Raw genomic sequence first — 1224 nt, forward strand, 5'->3', positions numbered from 1 at the left:
TGAATGTTCGATTGGAGCATGTGATTACTGTAGATCCGAACCGGATGCCGGAAATAATTACACCAGTCCCTCCAAGAAAAGCTGCGAATAACATAGCTAAAGGAAGGCTTGCAGGAGTCAAATAATTTGCATCATTTTCTACAGTGGCTTTTTTACTGACCCGATAAATACTGACCTTGCCATCATTCCAGCTGACTGCCAGCTTAGTGCCGTCGGGACTGAAGGCAAGGTCCAACACCTTAGCTCTGCTAACATAGGGTAGGATTTGCGGAGAAGCGGACAGGTCGTTCGTATCAAAAATTCTGACCGTCCCGTCAAACACCCCAACGGCAAATTCAGTGCCGCCGCGATTATAGGCAACTCTGGTTACACCGTCTCCCACGGGCAAGAGGTAATCGAGAGTGTACCTGGAGCCACTTCCGGCTTTCATGCTAAAAACCCTGACGAATTCATTAGCTCCCACGATTACCAGCTGGTCATCATCGTCACTGTAGTCAATGCCACGTATTTCTGCCGGAAAAAACACGCTTTGCAAGAGGTCGGAACTCGTCGTGTTATAAACCGAGGCTCGTGTGGTAATCCCCGCGATTGCCAGCTGGGTGCTGTCTTTGTTGAAGGCAAGAACACTTGCTCCGTTTGACTTATCGTCGAGGGTGTAAAGGTGGGTGATCGGATCCTTCACTCTATAAACCATGACCTCACCCTTAACAGTACTACCTTGAATCACCCCACCCCCGAAGGCAAGAAGAGTGCCGTCGTGGCTGTAGACAAGAGTCTGTATCGGCTTTGTTGAATTGGACAGGGTTTCCAGATGTGCGAACGACTGGTCATCATAAATCCTGACCTCTTGATCACCCTCCACGGCTGCCAGCTGGCCGCTGTGGCTGAAGTCGATGCTCTTCACCGGATTATTTGCTGTATGAAGGGTTCGCCGGAGCCTCGGCTCTGTCACGAAACTCACACTAAAAATTTGTATGGCTCCTGAAGTTGGACACCCGCTTTTGCCCTGACCGGCAGTGATTCCCAAAGCCAGGATACCGTTCCTGTTCCATGAAACACTCCCAGCAATGTAAGGCTTGCAGTAACTCACTGCCGGGGCAGAGCCGTTTGTGGGGATGGGGGTTGATTGTGGCAGGACACTGCTCACGGATGTAGGGACTGGTGTAATAATTTCCGGCATCCGGTTCGGATCTACAGTAATCACATGCTCCAATCGAACATTCA

At 50.3% G+C, this 1224-nt stretch carries 2 protein-coding genes; both read right to left on the reverse strand.

Going from position 1 to position 1224, the window contains the following annotated elements:
- Window positions 1-904, reverse strand: a 904-nt coding sequence (locus KDK19_RS07135) for a WD40 repeat domain-containing protein (RefSeq protein ID WP_257291635.1), incomplete at its 3' end; no start/stop codon positions are given.
- A 58-nt stretch (window positions 905-962) separates the two neighbouring features.
- Window positions 963-1224 (reverse strand): hypothetical protein (locus KDK19_RS07140; protein WP_257291636.1); only part of this gene is annotated, 262 nt, incomplete at its 5' end.

The organism is Endozoicomonas sp. ONNA1 (assembly GCF_024606325.1).
Classification (GTDB): domain Bacteria; phylum Pseudomonadota; class Gammaproteobacteria; order Pseudomonadales; family Endozoicomonadaceae; genus Endozoicomonas_A.